This window comes from Novosphingobium sp. ERW19 (assembly GCF_012641315.1).
Taxonomy (GTDB): Bacteria; Pseudomonadota; Alphaproteobacteria; order Sphingomonadales; family Sphingomonadaceae; genus Novosphingobium.
Genome location: NZ_JABAIC010000004.1, coordinates 419,166 through 436,131 on the forward strand (window position 1 = coordinate 419,166; position 16,966 = coordinate 436,131).

21 protein-coding genes are annotated in these 16,966 nt (G+C 64.5%); 10 read left to right on the forward strand and 11 right to left on the reverse strand.

Annotated features, from left to right (window positions below):
- The first annotated feature begins 86 nt into the window (after window positions 1-86).
- Window positions 87-1,889: a methyl-accepting chemotaxis protein gene (locus HGI46_RS10660; protein ID WP_168904118.1), complete on the forward strand. Its 1,803-nt coding sequence runs from the start codon at window positions 87-89 to the stop codon at window positions 1,887-1,889.
- A gap of 60 nt (window positions 1,890-1,949) precedes the next feature.
- Here the strand turns inward: HGI46_RS10660 and glpX are convergent, their stop codons facing one another.
- Window positions 1,950-2,942: a class II fructose-bisphosphatase gene (gene glpX / locus HGI46_RS10665; protein WP_168904119.1), complete on the reverse strand. Its 993-nt coding sequence runs from the start codon at window positions 2,940-2,942 to the stop codon at window positions 1,950-1,952.
- Window positions 2,943-3,265: 323 nt separating this feature from the next.
- Between glpX and HGI46_RS10670 the strand changes: the two genes are divergently transcribed.
- A complete protein-coding gene (locus HGI46_RS10670; RefSeq protein ID WP_162895930.1) occupies window positions 3,266-3,622 on the forward strand; it encodes a hypothetical protein in 357 nt (118 codons plus the stop codon).
- A gap of 14 nt (window positions 3,623-3,636) precedes the next feature.
- Here the strand turns inward: HGI46_RS10670 and HGI46_RS10675 are convergent, their stop codons facing one another.
- The 3 genes from HGI46_RS10675 to HGI46_RS22115 form a co-directional block, all read right to left on the reverse strand.
- Complete coding sequence (locus tag HGI46_RS10675; RefSeq protein WP_168904120.1) at window positions 3,637-4,944, reverse strand: homoserine dehydrogenase; 1,308 nt, start codon at window positions 4,942-4,944, stop codon at window positions 3,637-3,639.
- A gap of 82 nt (window positions 4,945-5,026) precedes the next feature.
- Complete coding sequence (locus HGI46_RS10680; RefSeq protein ID WP_240946689.1) at window positions 5,027-5,776, reverse strand: hypothetical protein; 750 nt, start codon at window positions 5,774-5,776, stop codon at window positions 5,027-5,029.
- Window positions 5,773-6,207 carry a hypothetical protein gene (locus HGI46_RS22115; RefSeq protein ID WP_240344856.1) on the reverse strand — a complete coding sequence of 145 codons (435 nt, stop codon included), beginning with the start codon at window positions 6,205-6,207 and terminating at the stop codon, window positions 5,773-5,775. The genes HGI46_RS10680 and HGI46_RS22115 overlap by 4 nt, the downstream gene beginning before the upstream one ends.
- Window positions 6,208-6,253: 46 nt before the next feature.
- On the opposite strand from HGI46_RS22115, the gene HGI46_RS10685 reads away from it, so the two are divergent.
- From HGI46_RS10685 to HGI46_RS10700, 4 genes are all read left to right on the forward strand, one after another.
- Window positions 6,254-6,916 (forward strand): energy transducer TonB, encoded by a 663-nt coding sequence (locus HGI46_RS10685; protein ID WP_039333390.1) that lies wholly within the window; start codon window positions 6,254-6,256, stop codon window positions 6,914-6,916.
- Between the two features lie 80 nt (window positions 6,917-6,996).
- On the forward strand, window positions 6,997-7,752 hold the full coding sequence (locus HGI46_RS10690) for a MotA/TolQ/ExbB proton channel family protein (protein ID WP_039333391.1): 756 nt from the start codon (window positions 6,997-6,999) through the stop codon (window positions 7,750-7,752).
- Window positions 7,753-7,876: 124 nt separating this feature from the next.
- Complete coding sequence (locus HGI46_RS10695) at window positions 7,877-8,404, forward strand: biopolymer transporter ExbD (protein ID WP_118072878.1); 528 nt, start codon at window positions 7,877-7,879, stop codon at window positions 8,402-8,404.
- Window positions 8,405-8,449: 45 nt separating this feature from the next.
- Complete coding sequence (locus HGI46_RS10700; protein WP_168904122.1) at window positions 8,450-8,890, forward strand: biopolymer transporter ExbD; 441 nt, start codon at window positions 8,450-8,452, stop codon at window positions 8,888-8,890.
- Between the two features lie 1,198 nt (window positions 8,891-10,088).
- Here the strand turns inward: HGI46_RS10700 and HGI46_RS10705 are convergent.
- On the reverse strand, window positions 10,089-10,436 hold the full coding sequence (locus HGI46_RS10705) for an arsenate reductase (protein WP_168904123.1): 348 nt from the start codon (window positions 10,434-10,436) through the stop codon (window positions 10,089-10,091).
- On the reverse strand, window positions 10,436-10,744 hold the full coding sequence (locus HGI46_RS10710; RefSeq protein ID WP_168904124.1) for an antibiotic biosynthesis monooxygenase: 309 nt from the start codon (window positions 10,742-10,744) through the stop codon (window positions 10,436-10,438). The genes HGI46_RS10705 and HGI46_RS10710 overlap by 1 nt, the downstream gene beginning before the upstream one ends.
- A gap of 75 nt (window positions 10,745-10,819) precedes the next feature.
- Between HGI46_RS10710 and aroC the strand changes: the two genes are divergently transcribed.
- Window positions 10,820-11,887, forward strand: a complete 1,068-nt coding sequence (gene aroC, locus HGI46_RS10715) for a chorismate synthase (protein ID WP_168904125.1) — start codon at window positions 10,820-10,822, stop codon at window positions 11,885-11,887.
- A gap of 76 nt (window positions 11,888-11,963) precedes the next feature.
- Entirely contained in the window at window positions 11,964-13,283 is a 1,320-nt protein-coding gene (locus tag HGI46_RS10720; protein ID WP_168904126.1) for a dicarboxylate/amino acid:cation symporter, read from the forward strand.
- Window positions 13,284-13,286: 3 nt separating this feature from the next.
- Here the strand turns inward: HGI46_RS10720 and HGI46_RS10725 are convergent, their stop codons facing one another.
- The 3 genes from HGI46_RS10725 to dapB are packed head-to-tail and all read right to left on the reverse strand — an operon-like array spanning window position 13,287 to window position 15,146.
- Window positions 13,287-13,691 carry a hypothetical protein gene (locus HGI46_RS10725; protein ID WP_168904127.1) on the reverse strand — a complete coding sequence of 135 codons (405 nt, stop codon included), beginning with the start codon at window positions 13,689-13,691 and terminating at the stop codon, window positions 13,287-13,289.
- Window positions 13,688-14,398: an endonuclease III gene (gene nth / locus HGI46_RS10730; RefSeq protein ID WP_168904128.1), complete on the reverse strand. Its 711-nt coding sequence runs from the start codon at window positions 14,396-14,398 to the stop codon at window positions 13,688-13,690. The genes HGI46_RS10725 and nth overlap by 4 nt, the downstream gene beginning before the upstream one ends.
- Before the next feature lie 19 nt (window positions 14,399-14,417).
- Window positions 14,418-15,146, reverse strand: coding sequence for a 4-hydroxy-tetrahydrodipicolinate reductase (gene dapB / locus HGI46_RS10735; RefSeq protein ID WP_168904129.1), 729 nt, complete (start codon window positions 15,144-15,146; stop codon window positions 14,418-14,420).
- Window positions 15,147-15,181: 35 nt separating this feature from the next.
- Here dapB and HGI46_RS10740 point away from each other — a divergent pair, with 35 nt between their 5' ends.
- Together HGI46_RS10740 and HGI46_RS10745 are read left to right on the forward strand one after the other, a co-directional pair.
- The gene (locus HGI46_RS10740; RefSeq protein WP_168904130.1) at window positions 15,182-15,895 is read left to right on the forward strand and encodes an NAD-dependent deacylase; all 714 of its coding nucleotides are present in this window, start codon (window positions 15,182-15,184) and stop codon (window positions 15,893-15,895) included.
- Between the two features lie 70 nt (window positions 15,896-15,965).
- A complete protein-coding gene (locus tag HGI46_RS10745) occupies window positions 15,966-16,370 on the forward strand; it encodes a thioesterase family protein (RefSeq protein ID WP_168904131.1) in 405 nt (134 codons plus the stop codon).
- 3 nt (window positions 16,371-16,373) lie between these two features.
- Here HGI46_RS10745 and HGI46_RS10750 read toward each other — a convergent pair whose 3' ends face one another.
- A complete protein-coding gene (locus HGI46_RS10750) occupies window positions 16,374-16,553 on the reverse strand; it encodes a hypothetical protein (RefSeq protein WP_168904132.1) in 180 nt (59 codons plus the stop codon).
- Between the two features lie 18 nt (window positions 16,554-16,571).
- Complete coding sequence (locus HGI46_RS10755) at window positions 16,572-16,961, reverse strand: DUF3592 domain-containing protein (protein ID WP_168904133.1); 390 nt, start codon at window positions 16,959-16,961, stop codon at window positions 16,572-16,574.
- Window positions 16,962-16,966: the final 5 nt, after the last annotated feature.

Genomic DNA, 16,966 nt, shown 5'->3' on the forward strand with positions numbered 1-16,966 from the left:
ACGGTAGTAAAGGCCGCTATATCGCTGAAACTGCAACATAACCGCGATGGTCCATGCAATGTCCACCAAACCAAAGGGACATTGGCATGATCAGCGAGCAGACTTCGCGCGGGGCGAAACTTGTTGTCGCCCTGATACTGGCAGCGATCGTGATCGTTGGCATTGCAGTAAGCTACATCCGTTTCGGCGGGCCTCTCCACAAGGAGAACCTGCTGCAGGACGAACTTCTTGCAGACGTCCTGCCGCCGCCCGCGTTCGTCGTCGAACCCTACCTGCACGCCACCTGGACGCTGAGCGATCCCGGCCATGCTGCGCGCGCGCGTGCGGAACTGGCGGAAGAGCGCACGCTGTTCGAACAGCGCAAGGCCTATTGGCAGACCGCCCCGATCCCTGAGGAGCTGCGCGACGAGGTCTCGGCGACGATCGGCACCGCCGATGCCTTCTGGGCGGCGATCGACAAGCGCTTCCTGCCGGCGCTCGCTGCGGGCGATCTGGAGACGATGACCCGCGTCCACCACGACGAACTGGCGTCCGCCTACCAGAAGCAGCATGACGCAGTGGAGCGACTGGTCGAGCATTCCACGGCCTACCGGACCTCGCTGATGGCTCACGCCAACCGGCTCGTGATGGTGCTGATCGTCGCCTTTGCAGGCATCGCGCTGGCGGTGTTTGCGATCGTCCTGCAGGCCGCGCGGATGATCCGCCAGCGCGTGGTGGCCCCGCTTGTCGAGACTGCCGACACCATGCAGCGCATGGCCGAAGGCGATTATCGCGTCGAAGCTACAGGGGCCGAGCGCAATGACGAGATCGGCGTGATGGCGCGCGCCATTGCCGTCTTCCGGGAGAATGGCATGGCCCGGGCCAAGGCCCAGGAGGAGCAGCAGGCGGTTGTCGCGGCGCTGTCGGCGGGGCTCGACTGCATGGCGCGCCAGAACCTCGAGCATCGCATCGAGCAGCGCTTCCCCGGCGATTACGAGGAATTGCGGACGAACTACAACATCGCGGTGGATGCACTGGCATCGGCGATGCGCACCGTCAGGGTCGGCGCGGCCAGCGTGATGAGCTCGATTGCCGAGATCCGTGATGCCAGCGACGATCTGGCGCGACGGAACGAGCAGCAGGCATCGAGCCTCGCCCAGACCGCGTCGGCCATGCACCGCGTGACCGGCAGCGTGCGGGAAACCGCGTCGGGGGCGAAGGACGTCAATGTCGCGATCAACTCTGCCCATGGCGAGGCCAGCAGCGGCGGCGAAGTGGTGCAGCAGGCCATTACCGCAATGGCCGCGATCGAAGCCTCGGCGCAGGAGATCAGCAAGATCATCTCGGTCATCGATGGCATAGCCTTCCAGACCAACCTGCTGGCCCTGAATGCGGGCGTCGAGGCGGCGCGCGCGGGCGAATCCGGCAAGGGCTTTGCCGTTGTCGCAACCGAAGTCCGGGCCTTGGCCCAGCGCTCTGCCGAGGCGGCCCAGAATATCAAGACCCTGATCGAGAACAGCACGAGCCAGGTGGAGGAAGGTGTCCGCCTGGTCGGGGAGACGGGCACACGCCTGACCGGGATTGTCGATCAGATCGCCGCGGTCGATGCGCTGGTCGCGCAGATTGCGCAGTCCGCGGCGCGGCAGGCGGAAAGTCTCGAACAGGTCAACGTGGAAGTGGCCGCGATGGACCGGATGACGCAGGCGAACGCGGCGATGGTCGAGCAATCCTCTGCCGCCACCCGCAGCTTGTCCTCAGAGGCTGAACGACTCACCGATCTGGTTGCGACCTTCCGCACGCGCGATATCGAAAACAGGCCGGTGGAGGCGCCCAACCCGCACATCTTGCGGCGCACTTCAGCGTTGCAAGAGGACCTGCCGCCCCCGAGGATCCTGCGCTTCGGGACCTGAAAATGCAAAAAGGCCGGACGCCCATGGCATCCGGCCTCATGGTCAGTTGCTGGTTCGCGGTCAGCGGCCCTTGCGGTGCTCGCCCTTGACCCAGCGCACGGTGCCGGACGAGGCGCGCATCACCACGCTTTCGGTGGTCATCACGCCGCTCTTGTGGACCTTGACGCCTGCCAGCAGCGAGCCATCGGTGACGCCGGTTGCGGCAAAGATGCAGTCGCCCTTGGCCAGCTCGACCAGATCGTACTGCTTGTTCAGATCTTCGATGCCCCACTTGCGGGCGCGGGCCTTCTCGTCTTCGTTGCGGAACAGCAGGCGGCCCTTGAACTGCCCGCCGACGCAGCGCAGCGCCGCTGCGGCAAGCACGCCTTCGGGCGCGCCGCCGGTGCCCATGTACAAGTCGACGCCGGTTTCCTCGTTGGTCACGGCAATCACGCCTGCCACGTCGCCATCGGGAATGAGCTTGATGCCACAGCCCAGCGCGCGCAGTTCCTCGATCAGTGCGGAGTGACGCGGGCGATCAAGCACGCAGACGTTGATGTCGCCCGGTGCCACGCCCTTGGCCGCAGCCACGGCCTTGACGTTCTCGGTCGGCGACTTGTCGAGGTCGATGATGCCATCGGGATAGCCGGGGCCACAGGCGAGCTTGTCCATGTACACGTCTGGCGCGTTGAGCAGGCCGCCTTCTTCGGCCACGGCCAGCACCGCAAGAGCGTTCGGGCCATCCTTGGCAGTGATGGTGGTGCCTTCGAGCGGGTCCAGGGCGATGTCGATCTTCGGACCCTTGCCCGGTGCCGCGCCGACCTTCTCGCCGATGTAGAGCATCGGCGCCTCGTCGCGCTCGCCCTCGCCGATCACCACGGTGCCGTCCATGTAGAGTTCGTTGAAGGCGGCGCGCATCGCCTCGACAGCGGCGGCGTCGGCGGCTTTCTCGTCACCGCGACCGATCAGCCGCGATGCGCCGATGGCGGCGGCTTCGGTCACGCGGACCATCTCGAGCACGAGCACGCGGTCGAGAACCTGGGAGGCGGCGGGATTGTTGGTCTTATCGGTCACGATGGCTCCAGCTTGGTCGGGTGGTGACGAACAGGGACGTACTTCGAAATCTGGTTCAGCCCGTGTGCAGCATATCACCGGCAGACCCGGCTCGACGCGGCACGCAAGCTGTGCAAACGTATGCGCAATCATCGCTATGTCGCGCAAAGGGCATTGCGTGGCAAAGATGACGCTGGTGTGACCTTGGCACTAGACGCGAGGTAAGGGTCTTGTCGAGACAGAGAGTGGCAGTTCTGGCAGGCCTTGCGCTTCTTTTTGGCGCCTTGCCCGCGTCTGCGCAGGATCAAACGCCTGCGGCGGCTCCGGCGAAGCAGGGACCGGTCGTGCCTGGTGCCGCCACCAGCGATGCAGACGTTGCGCGCAACCTGCTGACCACCTCACAGACCCAGCGTTGCCGACCGATGCAGCGATCTGACGGCACGATCGTCGTCTGCGGCGGCAAGGAAGCCAGCGACCGTGAGCGCGTGCCGCTGCGTGACGAGACCGATGGCGCGAAGTCGACCGACGATGGCTTGCCCCGCGCGCCGAACGTCTCGGGCCTGCGCGATTGCAGCCGCGGATGCATCGGCCTCGGCGGGAAGCCCACCGAGATCTACATGTTCGATATCAAGGCGCTGCCGCCACCGCCGCCCGGTTCGGACGCGGACCGCATCGCCAAGGGTGAGATCCCGGCGCCCTGAGAGCGCCGGAACACTCATTCACCCAGAATGTGCAGCACCAGCGGCGGCTCGGCCAGCACGGGCGAGCCATCGAGCAGGCGCAACGCTTCGGTGATGGCGCTTTCCGGCCCCTCGTGCGTGACCATCGAAACCATGACCGGCGCATTGTCGGCCCCGCCTTTCTGGATCAGGCTTTCGATCGAGACGCCGGCATCGCGCATCGCCGCGGTGATCTCGGCCAGAACACCGGGGCGATCCGCGACGTTGAAGCGGATATAGGCCTTGCCGGTGCGATGGCCGACCTCTGCGGGCGCTGCATGATCCAGCTCCGCCACGGGGATCGAGAACGGCGCACCGATATCGCCACGGGCAATGTCGATAAGGTCGGCCACGACCGCGCTGGCCGTGGGACCGTCACCGGCACCGGCGCCCTGGAACAGCAGGCGGCCGACGAAGTTGCCCTCTGCGACGACCGCATTCGTCGCGCCATCGACATGGGCAAGCGGGTGATCACGGTGGACGAGATGCGGATGGACCCGCTGGAACAGGCGGCGATTGCCGGCAGCGTCGATCTCGGTCTCGGCCATGCCGATCAGGCGGATATAGTAGCCGAGCGCATCGGCCTGCGCGATATCGGCCGCCAGCACGCGGCGAATGCCGGTCGCTGCGACCGGGGCGAAGTCTACCGCGGTGCCGAAGGCGATCGAGGAGAGGATCGAGAGCTTGTGTGCCGCATCGATCCCGTCGATGTCGAACGTCGGGTCGGCCTCGGCATAGCCCTTGGCCTGCGCTTCGGCGAGCACGTCGGCAAAGTCGCGGCCCGTATCCTCCATGGTCGAGAGGATGTAATTGCAGGTGCCGTTGAGGATGCCATAGACCCGCGCGATCTCGTTGGCGGCAACGCCTTCCTTCAGGCCCTTGATGACCGGGATGCCGCCCGCCACTGCCGCTTCGAACTTGAGCGCGACCTTGGCGGCTTCCGCCTTGGTGGCAAGTTCCACGCCGTGGTGCGCGATCATCGCCTTGTTGGCAGTGACCAGTGCCTTGCCCGCCTCGAACGTGGTGCGGGCCAAGGCGAGTGCCGGGCCATCCGCCCCGCCAACCAGCTCGACCACGACGTCGACATCGGGCCGTTCGCCGAGGATGACCATGTCGTCCTCCCAGGCATAGCGCGAGACATCGAAGCCGCGGTCCTTCTGGCGATTGCGCGCGCTGACGGTGGTAATGACGATGGGGCGGCCCGCACGCCTTGCGATGAGGTCCGCATTGGCCTCGATCAACCGGATTACCCCGCCGCCGACCGTGCCCAGCCCGGCCAGCGCGATGCGCAAAGGTTCGCTCATGTCATTCCCGTCCGCTGAAACTTGCAGATTCTGCGCGGCGGGCCTTAGGAGACATGAGCGAGGCGGGCAACCTCGCGTTTGCTCAGCGCTCCACTGCGGGCCGGCTGCGGCTGCACTCGCCGAGCTGGGCGACGACGAAGGCGTAATCTTCCGCTGCCGCGCGGACGTGCGCGGCGCTGCCGGACAGGCTTGCACCCGGCGGCATCTGCGCGGGCAGGCTGCAGGCGAGGCGATACCAGGTCAGCGTGTCACGCGCGGGGGGGCGGGCGGCCTGATCGACGATCTCGGACAGGCTGACTCCCCAAGTTCGCTCCATGCCCGGTCGACGGACGACCGAGAGCGACACGGGCGCATTGTTCTGGGTCTGCAGGAACACCTGCGTCTCGCCTTCGCCGACGAGATTGCCGGGGACATGCAGGACTTCGCGGACGCCCTTGATCCGCGGCGGCGCGTCGGGCGAGAGCATTTCGGTGAGGATCGCGCGGGTCCGCATCTCGGTTTCGCCTGACCACGGCAGCTGCGCGCCGGCATCGACAAGGCTGATTTCTCCGGGACGGCCGGGCACGGTCCGCGCAAACAGCAGCACGACGGCCTTTGAAAGCTTCGGGACCTTGCCCCGTGCATCGAGCGGAACATCGGCAAGATAGCGCACGGTCTCGCCCATGGCGGGGCCGGTCAGCACGGTCTGGGTCCGGGCTTCGATCAGGACGCGCGCCATGCCCGGCGCCACGCCGGGGGCCTGTTCGGGCTTGAGGCGCGATGCCTTGCGCACCTGGACGCGCAGCACCGTTTCGGCAGCGTCGGCCAGCGAGGCAAGGTCGGCGTATGTCAAAGAGGGAGTGGTGCTTGCCGTGACAGCGCCGTCAACAGGCCGAATCGCTGGCTGCGTAGCCATCGCCGACGAGCCTGCGAATCCTGAAAAGAGCATTGCGCAGGCAACGGCAGGGAGCACAGCATTCGATACAAACCTAGGCATGATTGGGTCTCCGGCGGAATCCGCGCTTCGTTTCTGGCTGATTTCAGGCAGTGCAACCATGAATCACGAGTTAACGGATAAAGCATTTGCGCGCCTTTGGCTTCGCCGTTAAAGATGCGCCCGTTCGGGCAATCCAAAACAAGCAGCCCGACGCTTGCCGCCGCCAAACCCCCTGGTTTGATGTCGGCGGACCGGGTTGCCGGCAGGGTGGATTGAAATTTGCTGGATTGGCCTTCGGGCAGGACGGTGATCCTGCGCGCGGGCACCACCTTGGTCAGGGCCGTCAAGCGCGTGCTCCGGGCCCGGGTGGGCGATCAGGAGTATTGGAGCTGAATGGCATACGCTGACCAACAGATGAGCGGTAACAAGATCACCGCGCTCATCGTCGTTGCGATTCTTCATGTCGCCGTTGGCTACGCGCTCGTTACGGGCCTGGCTCAAGAGGCGTTCAAGAAGGTCAAAGAGGTGACCTCGGCGGTCAACATCGAGGAAGAGAAGCCGCCGGAGGAGCCGCCGCCGCCGCCGCCTCCGAAGGAGAACACGCCGCCGCCGCCGATCGTCGCGCCTCCGCCGCCGATCAGCTTCAACGCGCCGGCGCCCCAGGTCCAGACGGTCAATGAAGCACCGCCGATTCCGGCTCCGCCGGCACCGGTTGCGCTTCCCGCGCCGCCTGCCGCTCCGCCCCCGCCGCGTTTCCAGCCCAAGGGCGCTGCGCCCAAGGGCAACCCCGGCAACTGGGCGACGTCGAACGACTACCCCTCGCGTGCGCTTCGCGAAGAGCGTGAAGGCACCACGGGTTTCCGTGTCACGGTCGGTACCGACGGCAAGGTGACGGACTGCCAGATCACCAGATCTTCCGGCAGCCCGGATCTTGACGAGGCGACCTGCGCCAACGTCCGCCGCCGCGCGCGTTTCACGCCCGCGACGGATGGTGAAGGCCAGCCGACCACGGGCTCGTATTCGAACTCGATCCGCTGGGTCATCCCGAAGGATTGATCCGGTAGCGGAACTGACACGAGAGCCTGGTCCAACCGGCACTCACGCACTTTGATTTGAATTGAAGAGGAAGACTCGCAATGTTCATCTACGCTCTTGCTGCCGCCGCTGGCGCCGCAGCGCCGCAGAAGTCCTTCGGCATCAAGGAAGCCTTGTTCCCGAATGGTCAGCCGAACTGGATCGGCATCGCCACCCTCGTGATCCTCGCGATCATGTCGTTCGGCTCGTTCTACATCCTGTTCACCAAGCTCATGGAGCAGAACAAGATCATCGGCCAGTACAAGAACATCGGCACGTTCTGGCGCGCTCCTTCGCTGCGTGAAGGCGCTGCGAAGCTCGAGAAGAACTCGGCATGGCGCCAGATCGTCGACGACGGCATCGCCGCCGAAGACCAGCACGGCAAGATGACCGACGCCATGGAAGCCCATGACTGGCTGCACGGTTCGCTCGCCCGTTCGGAAGCGTTCGTGAACGCTCGCCTCGCCGGCGGCCTTCCGTTCCTCGCCACCGTCGGTGCAACCGCTCCGTTCATCGGTCTGTTCGGTACCGTGGTCGGCATCTACAACGCGCTGATCAACATCGGTCTCGCTGGTTCGGCCTCGATCGACAAGGTCGCCGGTCCGGTCGGTGAAGCTCTGATCATGACCGCGCTGGGTCTGCTCGTCGCCGTTCCGGCCGTGCTTGCCTACAACTGGCTGCAGGCTCGCAACAAGAAGATCGCCGAGCTGCTTTCGGGTTTCTCGACCGACATCCTGGCGAACATCAACTCGAAGGGCGCTGTGAAGCCTGCTCTTCCGGCTGCTCCGGCCACTCCGGCCGCTCCGGTCAAGAAGTAAGCAAAGAACCGGGCCGGAGGCTCACCCTTCGGCCCCTTTCCGGAAACGCGAGTCCACAGGCCGGAGCCAGTTCTCACGATCGCTCCGGCCCCACTCGCGGCTCAAAACGGATAGGATGTAACCCATGGCAATGTCTGTAGGCGGCGCTGGCGGAGAAGAACGCCCGATGTCGGACATCAACACCACGCCGCTCGTGGACGTGATGTTGGTGCTGCTGATCATCTTCCTCATCGCGGTGCCCGTCGCGATCCAGTCGATCGAAAAGCTCAAGGTCCCCATTCTTGTCAGCGAGGAATCGCAGGACAAGGTCGAAAACCTGATGCTTTCGGTCGTCTCGACGGACGCCGCAGGCCGTAGCCCGAAGGAGCCCGGATATGAGGGTTCTTCGCGCACCGGCCAGTGCCGCGTCTATTTCAACAACATCACCCCGGTGGACAACCAGGAGCTGTACCAGCAGGCTTTCAATCGCCTCGATGCGATCGTGAAGCGTGAAGGCGGCGCCGCCAACATGGACCCCGAGAAGATCCCCGAAGTGCATATCCGTGGCGACGTGAACGTGCCGTGGAAGTGCATCGCTGGTGCGATCTACAACGTCCAGTCCGCTGGCTATCCGAAAGTCGGCTTCATCTCGACGCCGGTCGATCCGGGCTAAACCCGGACCCTCGACAGGCCCAGAGAGCGAACAGGAGTACCAACCATGGCAATGAGTGGCGGCAAGGATGATGGCTCGCCGATGATGGAAATGAACACGACGCCGTTGATCGACGTCATGCTCGTTCTCCTCATCATGTTCATCATCACCATCCCCGTGGCCACCCACGCGGTGAACATCGACCTCCCGCAGCCGACGACGGTTCCTAACAACGTCACGATCGATCCGATCAAGAACAAGCTGGTGCTGACCGCGACCAACCAGATCCTCTGGAATGGTGCTTCGGTAAGCGAAGGTCAGCTGGTCTCGATCATCGCTTCGACGAAGGGAATCGATCCCGAGCCGGAACTGCAGTTCCAGCCCGAGGAATTCGCCAGCTACGAAATCGCGAACCGGCTGATGAAGATCATCACCGACGCGAAGGTCACGAAGTTCGGCTTCGTCGGCAACGAAAACTTCGCCACCTTCGAGAAGGGTCCTGCATAAGGGTTCTGCCGAAGCGGCTGAAGACAAGAGGGAGCGGTGCAAGCCGCTCCCTTTTTTGTTGTGTGAAAGCTTCTGGGCACCCGCCTGCGCGGGGAGGCAGGAAGGGGTTTCGCGCGGAGGCGCAGAGGGAGCAGAGATCGCGGAGAAGATTACGGGCTTCGCCCGGGGTGACTCACGCAAAGACGCAAAGACGCGAAGAGATTGTGAGCGCCGCAGGCCTTCCTTGCCATTCGAATGGCGTTTGAAGGAGATCACGGCTTCGCCGCATGGCGCACCATCTTCGCGTCTTTGCGGCTTTGCGTGAGATATTCCTTCTCTGCTCCCCCGCGAAAGCGGGGGCCTCGGGCGGTTTGCGCTGAGGTTCCGTGAGAACACCGAGGTCCCCGCCTTCGCGGGGACGCCATGACTTTGGTACGAGATCGCATCCGCTGGCGAATGCGGACGGGTGCGCCGGTGGAATAGTCACAGATCGCGCGACCGGTGCGGTGCCGTTGTGGCACGCAAAGGGAGGGCGCGGGACCGGTTGCGAGTGGCCGGGGGGCGGTTCCGAACCCCTTGTCGGCTCAGCCTGAGGGCGGACATGTTTGACGGGACGAAGCGTTGGCAGCGGCTCGCGGGCTGCCTTGGCTTCTGGCAAGCGGCTGCGTGAAAAGAACCTGTCGTTTGCGCCGACACTGTCACGCAAGTCTAGGCGGGTTCCGCATCCGCAGCGTCGCTCAGGGTTCGGCGCCGTGCTATCAGCCCTGGGGTGTCCTGTCTGTCCTTGGGTAACGACAGGTCTTGCCCGGTGGGTCTTGGGCTTTACGCCCCGCATTGAACCCACGCGCACCTGCCGCACCGATCGCGCCGGACGCCTTCACGATGTGTTGGCGTCCGAAGGGAGAGGAGCGGGTTGGCCTTGTGCCCTCTCCTGACCTGTGGGCGGGGCGTATAACCTATATGGTTCGTTTTGTCAAGGTGGCCTGAGTTGGTTCACGCCGAGACGCGGGGGGAGCGGAGCGCGCAGAGAAGAAGAAAGGTCTGGAGGCGGCTTCGCCGCAGGCCTTAATTGCCATGCCTTTCCTTCTTCCCTTCTCCGCGTCCCCTTTTTCTTCTCTGCGCCTCTGCGTGAAACAGAAAAAAATGCCCAGCCCCGGGTCAAGCCCGGGGCGGCGGTGGTGTTTGGGATGTGGGTCGGGGCCGCGCCGGCGAGATGCGTTCAACCCAAAGCAGCCGCCCACTCCGCTTCCTTGAACCCGACCAGCAAGCCGCCCGGATGCTCGACGATCGGGCGCTTGATGACCGAGGTGTTCTCGGCCAGCACGGCGGGGGCGCCTTCGCCAGCGAGTGCGGCCTTCTGTGCATCGTCAAGCTTGCGGTAGGTCGTCCCGGCCTTGTTGACGACCTTGTCGAGTCCCGCCTTTGCAATCCAGTCTGCAATTCGCGCGGGGTCGGCACCCTGCTTCTTGTAGTCGTGGAAGGTGAAGGCGATGCCGTGCGCGTCGAGCCAATGCCTTGCCTTCTTGACTGTGTCGCAATTGGGAATGCCGTAGACCGTAACGCTCATCATGCCTGCCTGTCGAAGTGATGCACGCGCGTCGGCGTGCCTGCAAAGAGGGTGTAGTTCTCGTAGTACTCGGCGCGGCCCTTGCCCTGCATCTCGGCGTGGTGGGCGACGCGGCGCCAGGCGAGGGCTGCGGCTTCGTCTTCCCACTCCGACAGCGCGACCACCTCACCATCGTCGGCGGTGTAGCTCTTGAAGCCGAGGTAACCGGGTTGCTGCGCGGCGAGGTCTTCCATCGCCTGGGCATCGGCCGAGTAGGCGGCGGCGTCGATATCGGCGCGCTTGCGGTTGCGGAAGACGACGAGGAACATGGGGTGTGCGATAGCGCGATGGCGTGCGCGCCGAAAGGTGGACTTTTCCGCGCATCTGCGACAAAGCGCCATCCCATGAGCCTCAACAGCTTCGGTCACCTATTCCGTTTCACCACCTGGGGCGAGAGCCACGGGCCCGCGATTGGCGCGGTGGTCGACGGTTGCCCTCCCGGCCTTGCCATCAGCGAGGCGCAGATCCAGCCGTTTCTCGACGCGCGCCGCCCCGGCCAGTCGCGCTTTACGACGCAGCGGCAGGAGCCCGATCAGGTGCGTATCCTTTCGGGGGTGTTCGAAGGCCGCACGACGGGCACGCCGATCAGCCTGATGATCGAGAACGTCGACCAGCGTTCGAAGGACTACGGCGACGTAGCCAAGGCCTATCGCCCCGGTCATGCCGACTATGCCTATGACGCCAAGTACGGCTTCCGCGACTATCGCGGCGGGGGGCGGTCTTCCGCGCGCGAGACGGCTTCGCGCGTGGCCGCTGGCGCGGTGGCGCGTCTGGTGATTCCCGAAGTGCAAATCCTCGCCTGGGTCAGCGAGATTGGTGGCGACAAGATCGACATGGATCACTTCGACGCCGCCGAAATCAGCCGCAACCCGTTCTTCTGCCCGGATTCGTGGGCGGCGGCGCGCTGGGAGAAGCTGGTCGACGATGCACGCAAGTCGGGCTCGTCGCTGGGCGCGGTGGTGGAGTGTGTGGCGACGGGTGTACCGGCGGGTTGGGGCGCGCCGCTCTATGCCAAGCTCGATGCCGAACTGGCGCATGCGATGATGGGCATCAACGCGGTGAAGGGCGTGGAGATCGGTGACGGTTTCGAGGCGGCCCGCAACACCGGCGAAGGCAATGCCGATCCGATGCGGCCGGGCGATGGGACGCCGGAGTTTCTTGCCAATCATGCTGGCGGCATCGCTGGCGGCATTTCCACCGGCCAACCGGTGACAGTGCGCGTGGCGTTCAAGCCGACATCATCGATCCTCACGCCGATGCCGACGATCACGCGCGAGGGCGAAGCGACCGAGCTGATGACAAAGGGCCGTCACGATCCGTGCGTCGGAATCCGTGGCGTGCCGGTGGTCGAGGCGATGATGGCGCTGGTGCTGGCGGACCAGAAGCTGCTCCATCGGGGGCAAGTCGGCTGAAAGCAGCTGCTGGCGGTTGAGCCGGGCCTGAAACGTCGTTAGTCTCCTCTGCAACAAAATTGCGGGAGCATGTTTCTTGGCCAAGCGCCTTACCCTCTACATCGTGATCGGCATGGTGCTCGGCATTCTCGTCGGGTACGTTCTCAACACCAGCTATCCGCAGGGTGATGCGACGCTGGCGCAGATCGCCGACACGCTGAAGCTGCTGCCCGATATCTTCCTGCACCTGATCAAGATGATCATCGCGCCGCTGATCCTGGCGACGCTGGTGACGGGCATCGCCGGAATGGGCGACAGCGCGGCGCTGGGCCGCATTGGCGGGCGGGCGCTGGCATGGTTCATCACCGCCAGCCTGATCTCGATCGGCCTCGGCCTGTTGCTGGTGAACCTGTTCAAGCCGGGGGTGGGGCTGGAATTCACCGCGGCAGGGCCAGTGGGCGATCTGGCAACGGCGGACTTCACGCTGCGTCACTTCGTGCTGGAAATCTTCCCGACCAGCGCGCTGGACGCGATGGCCAAGAACAACGTGTTGCAGATTCTCGTGTTCTCGCTGTTTGCGGGCGTGGCACTTTCCGCCATCGGCGAGACCGGCGCCCCGATCGTGCGCGGGTGCGAGGCGCTTGCCCACCTGATGCTGCAGATCACCGACTACGTGATGCGCATGGCGCCGCTGGCGGTGTTTGGGGCGCTGGCTGCGGTGATCGCCACGAAGGGCCTGGGCATTGTCGTGACCTATGGCGTGTTCGTGTCCGAATTCTACTTCGGCCTGGCGCTGTTGTGGATCATCCTGCTGACGCTGGGCGGCATTTTCCTCAAGGGGCGGATCTTCCTTCTCGCGCGCTACATCCGCGAGCCGCTGCTGCTCGCGTTCTCGACCGCGAGTTCGGAATCCGCGCTGCCCAAGCTGTTCGAACAGCTCGACCGCTTTGGCGTGCCGCGCCGCATTTCGGGCTTCGTGCTGCCGCTGGGCTACAGCTTCAACCTCGACGGTTCGATGATGTACACCAGCTTTGCGACAATGTTCATCGCGCAGGCCTATGGCATCGAGCTGTCGGTGGGGCAGCAGATCGCCATGCTGCTGACGCTGATGGTCACCTCGAAGGGCATCGCCGGGGTGCCACGCGCCAGCCTCGTCGTCATCGCCGCGACGCTGACGCAGTTCGGCCTGCCGCTCGAGGGCATCGCGCTGCTGCTCGGCGTCGATACCTTCCTCGACATGGGTCGGACGGCGACGAACGTGGTGGGCAATGCGGTGGCGACGTCGGTCATCACCAAGTGGGAAGGCATGCTGCAGCCGCCGCTGGACCCGGATGCCGAGCCGCCGCACGCGCCTGCGCATACCGTGGCGGACGGGCGGGCGGGGCTGAACCTCGATCCGGCGAATTACGAGAAGTAGAGCCTACTTTTCCAGTTCGACCGGGGTGAACTCGCCGAGGCCGCAGGCCCCCCGGTTGATCGGACCGGGGCCGCCGTTGTTGACCAGTACCGTGATGATATCGACGTTGCACAACTGGGTGAGCGAGGTCGAATAGGAGAACGCGCGTTCGAAGCCGAGGGTGAAGCAGCGGTTGGGCAGGGTGTTGCGATACCACTGGCCGCCGCTGGTGCGGAAATCGATGGTCCAGTCATCGCGGACCTGGCTTTCGCGGATGGTCTGGAGCGGAAGGCAATTGACCGGCTTGCCGACGACTTTGGCCTTGGGAATGTCGGCGCGATGGCCGTTATTGCCCTGTTTGGCATCGGCGGTGCAGCCCGCCACCGCCAGCGTAAGGCCTGCGATCAGAAATGGAGTAACGCGCTTCATGCCTTGCTCTCCTTCCTTGTCCTGCGACTCAAGGGGGTCTTTGCCTGCTTCGCTTGCGGCGGCTTGGTCCCTTTCTCCAGAACCTTGCCCTTGAAGCTGCAAAGATCAACCACCCCACAGTGCCAGCATTCGGGCGTCCGCGCCTTGCACACATAGCGTCCATGGAGGATCAGCCAGTGATGCGCGCCGACGCGAAACGGCTGGGGAACGTGTCTCTCCAGCCCTTTTTCAACGGCGAGCGGCGTCTTTCCCTTCGCGAGGCCGGTGCGGTTGCCGACGCGGAAGATATGCGTATCGACCGCAAAGGTTTCCGCTCCGAACGCGCAGTTCATCACGACGTTGGCGGTCTTGCGGCCGACGCCGGGCAGTTCGGTCAGGAGATCGCGGTCTGCCGGAACCTCGCCGCCGTACTTCTCGACCAGGATTTCGGCCATGGCCATGACGTTCTTCGCCTTGGAATTGAACAGGCCGATGGTCTTGATGTGCTCCTTGAGGCCCTCCTCGCCAAGGTCGAGCATGTCCTGCGGCGTCTTGACGTTGGCGAAGAGCTTGCGTGTCGCCTTGTTGACGCCGACGTCGGTCGCCTGCGCGGAAAGCGTCACCGCGACCAGCAGCTGGTAGACGTTGCCGTATTCCAGCTCCGTTTCGGGCGAGGGGTTGGCCTCGGCGAGGCGGCGGAAGAATTCGAAGATGTCCGCCCTCTTCATGTCAGAGCCCCAGAACCCCTCACAAGCCAAGCACCTCGGGCATGGTGTAGCGTCCCGGCGCCTTGCCGATGATCCATTCGGCCGCGCGGATCGCGCCCTTGGCGAAGATGCCGCGGTTTTCGGCGAGGTGGGAGAAGGTCAGGCGTTCGTTGTCGGCGAGGAAGTGGACCGAGTGGTCGCCCGCCACCGAACCACCGCGCAATGCTGCAAAGCCGATGGTGCCAGCCTTGCGCGCGCCTGTGATGCCATCGCGCCCGCGCACGGCTTCGTCGGCCAAGCGCACGCCGCGGCCCTTGGCCGCCGCTTCGCCGAGCAGCAGCGCGGTGCCCGAAGGCGCATCGACCTTCATGCGGTGATGCGTCTCGACGATCTCGATGTCCCAGTCCTCGCCAAGGCGCGAGGCAGCTTCCTGCACGATATGGGCAAGGAGCGTGACGCCCAGCGAGGTGTTGCCGGTCTGCAGCACCGGGATGCTGACGGCGGCAGAATCGATCAGCCAGTGGTGGCGTTCTTCCAGCCCCGTGGTGCCGATCACGATGGGCCTGCCCGCGTGAATCGCTGCGTCGAGGTTGAACTCCAGCGCGCCGGGGGCGGAGAAATCGACCAGCACGTCGCTCGCCTGGGCGAGGGCGAGGGGATCGCCGCCCTTGTCGATGCCGCCGGCAAATTCGTGCCCGGCTGCGGCGACTGCTGCCTGCAGCGCATTGCCCATTCGTCCAGCGCTGCCGATGATTCCGATTCTGGTCATTGCCTATCCTTCAAGTCGCGTGCTTCATGGTCGCGATGAGCAAGCCACGCAATATCGTCATTCTCACCGGAGCGGGAATTTCTGCAGAGTCCGGGATCGACACCTTCCGTGGCGGAGGGGGCCTTTGGGAGCAGCACCGGGTGGAGGACGTCGCCACGCCCGAGGCTTTCGCGCGCGATCCCGAGCTTGTCCTGCGCTTCTACGACATGCGCCGCGCGGCGATCCAGACCAAGCAGCCCAATGCCGCGCACCATGCTCTTGCCCGGCTTGATCGGGAATGGCCCAAGAAGGCGGGCGGCGAAGTGCTGATCGTGACGCAGAACGTCGATGATCTGCACGAACGCGGCGGGGCGCTGAACGTGCTGCACATGCATGGGGAGCATCTGAACGCCTGGTGCACCGCCTGCGACGAGCGCCACCGCTGGACCGAAGCACTGATCCACCGACCGCCCTGTCCGGCTTGCGGCATGCGCGCCCTGCGCCCGGACGTGGTGTGGTTCGGCGAAGTGCCTTACCGGATGGAGGAGATCTACCAGGCGGTTGCCGGGGCGGACCTGTTCGTCTCCATCGGAACGTCGGGCGCTGTCTATCCTGCGGCGGGGCTTGTCCGCACCGCGCGGGATCTTGGCATGCAGACACTGGAACTCAATCTGGAGCGCAGCCAAGGCTCGGCGTGGTTTCACGAAACGCGGCTTGGCGCAGCGACCGAGATCGTTCCGGCATGGGTGGAGGAACTTCTCGCAAGTTAAAGTGTTGCTGGCGTGAAAAGGATGATGTCGCCCCTGTAAAGGCCCTGCGAATCATGTTACCTACATCAATGTGAGCAACGTGATCCCCCATCTCGTCCCCATTGCGGTAAAACCCGATGACATCGACTTCATGGGGCACGTCAACAATGCCTCCTACCTCACGTGGGTGCAGGATGCGGTGATCGATCATTGGCGCGCGCTGGCCCCGGCAGAGGCGGTGGCCGCACACCTTTGGGTCGCACTGAAGCACGAGATCACCTACCGCCGCCCGACCTTCCTCGACGATCAGGTGATAGCCCACGTGATCCTGGAGAAAGTGCAGGGCGCGCGCGCGTTCTACGAAACGATCATCAAGCGTGGTGAGGAAGTGCTGGCCGAGGTCAAGTCCAGCTGGTGCTGCCTCGATGCCGAAACGCTGCGCCCGGCACGGCTGGCGCGAGAGCTGGTCGAGAAGTTTCTTCCCTCTGAAAAGTAGATGCTAGCGCAGCTTGGCGATGGAAAGTCCGTCGCTCTTGGCACGGACCTTCACCGATTCCTCGCTTCGCGTCAGGGCTTTGGCGATGGCCTTGAGCGCCATGCCCTTCTTGGCAAGCGTGTGCAGCTTCTGAATCTCGTCAGCGGTCCATGCCTGTTTGTGGCGTTCGAAGCGTTCGGCCATTGGATTCCTTCTGAAGCCTCAACCGCCTAGGAGACCGAGCGCCTTGGCAAGAAGCATGCCTCCCATCAGCACAATACAGCCGTAAACAAAAGCCCACATGGCAGGGCGCGGTACTCGCGCCATCTCCGGGCAGCCTTCCGGAAAGCGTACCATCAGCTTCGTGCCGACGGGCGGCGTTGGCTTGCGCCGCCAGACCTGATCAGTCACTTCGTGCTCGCACCCTTCGGCCTGGAAGTGAAGGCGCATGGCATAGAGCGGGCGACCGCTGTCCCAACCTTGCTCATGGCCGCTGACCACAGCTTCAACTTTACGCGAGGGTCGCATCAAGCGTGGCCAGTCCTGCCTTAGCAGGGCCCACAATGCGAACAGGCAAAGCGCAATCCCGATGGAGAGGATCACCTGTTCCATCGTCT

Excerpts from the sequence above, each read along its gene's own strand:
- HGI46_RS10660 (WP_168904118.1), top strand. The coding sequence starts at position 87 with ATGATCAGCGAGCAGACTTCGCGCGGGGCGAAACTTGTTGTCGCCCTG.
- HGI46_RS10675 (WP_168904120.1), bottom strand. The coding sequence starts at position 4,944 with ATGAGCGAACCTTTGCGCATCGCGCTGGCCGGGCTGGGCACGGTCGGC.
- HGI46_RS10685 (WP_039333390.1), top strand. The coding sequence starts at position 6,254 with ATGGCATACGCTGACCAACAGATGAGCGGTAACAAGATCACCGCGCTC.
- HGI46_RS10690 (WP_039333391.1), top strand. The coding sequence starts at position 6,997 with ATGTTCATCTACGCTCTTGCTGCCGCCGCTGGCGCCGCAGCGCCGCAG.
- HGI46_RS10695 (WP_118072878.1), top strand. The coding sequence starts at position 7,877 with ATGGCAATGTCTGTAGGCGGCGCTGGCGGAGAAGAACGCCCGATGTCG.
- HGI46_RS10700 (WP_168904122.1), top strand. The coding sequence starts at position 8,450 with ATGGCAATGAGTGGCGGCAAGGATGATGGCTCGCCGATGATGGAAATG.
- HGI46_RS10705 (WP_168904123.1), bottom strand. The coding sequence starts at position 10,436 with ATGAGCGTTACGGTCTACGGCATTCCCAATTGCGACACAGTCAAGAAG.
- HGI46_RS10710 (WP_168904124.1), bottom strand. The coding sequence starts at position 10,744 with ATGTTCCTCGTCGTCTTCCGCAACCGCAAGCGCGCCGATATCGACGCC.
- aroC (WP_168904125.1), top strand. The coding sequence starts at position 10,820 with ATGAGCCTCAACAGCTTCGGTCACCTATTCCGTTTCACCACCTGGGGC.
- HGI46_RS10725 (WP_168904127.1), bottom strand. The coding sequence starts at position 13,691 with ATGAAGCGCGTTACTCCATTTCTGATCGCAGGCCTTACGCTGGCGGTG.
- nth (WP_168904128.1), bottom strand. The coding sequence starts at position 14,398 with ATGAAGAGGGCGGACATCTTCGAATTCTTCCGCCGCCTCGCCGAGGCC.
- dapB (WP_168904129.1), bottom strand. The coding sequence starts at position 15,146 with ATGACCAGAATCGGAATCATCGGCAGCGCTGGACGAATGGGCAATGCG.
- HGI46_RS10740 (WP_168904130.1), top strand. The coding sequence starts at position 15,182 with ATGAGCAAGCCACGCAATATCGTCATTCTCACCGGAGCGGGAATTTCT.
- HGI46_RS10750 (WP_168904132.1), bottom strand. The coding sequence starts at position 16,553 with ATGGCCGAACGCTTCGAACGCCACAAACAGGCATGGACCGCTGACGAG.
- HGI46_RS10755 (WP_168904133.1), bottom strand. The coding sequence starts at position 16,961 with ATGGAACAGGTGATCCTCTCCATCGGGATTGCGCTTTGCCTGTTCGCA.